The following is a 450-nucleotide window of genomic DNA, read 5'->3' as shown; positions in this document are numbered from 1 at the left end:
GTTCCAGCGTGCGGCGCATGCTATCGGGATAGCAACCCGGGTGATCGTCTTGCAGCTTGCGCAGGATCGTGATGCCCATCAGGTGGGGCGCGTTGCGCAGCAGCGGTACGACTTCGCTCTCCCATACGTCGACGAAGGGATCAGCTCGGGTCCGCCATGTTTGCCGTGGTTTCTGAGAAGGCAAGGTGGCGTCACGTTCGATGCGGCGCGCCGTACGCACGCTGATACCGGTCTTCGCGGCCGCGACTTCCTGGGAGTACTGTTTGCGCTTGTTCATATAGAGATGAACCTGTTGGTCGGTAATGCGGGTTCCAGACATGAGCTGACCGCTTCTTCTTCAAGCTTCGATCAGTCCATCCTAAAGCCCGTCGACCTGGCGCCGGCGGGGGGGCAGGGGGGAACGGGGCGGCCCCGCCCCGCGACGCCGCCCCCCCCCCCCCAAAAAAACAC

Annotated in this window: 1 protein-coding gene; it reads right to left on the bottom strand. The window is 63.3% G+C overall.

Features of this window, described 5'->3' with window-relative positions; translation table 11 throughout:
* A partial coding sequence (locus QCE58_RS34035; protein WP_309781275.1) for a helix-turn-helix domain-containing protein occupies positions 1 to 319 on the bottom strand: 319 nt, incomplete at its 3' end.
* Between the last annotated feature and the right edge of the window lie 131 nt (positions 320 to 450).

Source organism: Caballeronia sp. LZ028 (assembly GCF_031451415.1).
Lineage (GTDB): Bacteria > Pseudomonadota > Gammaproteobacteria > Burkholderiales > Burkholderiaceae > Caballeronia > Caballeronia zhejiangensis.
Note: the sequence above shows the minus strand (reverse complement) of the source record. Positions and strands in the feature narration are given on the sequence as shown.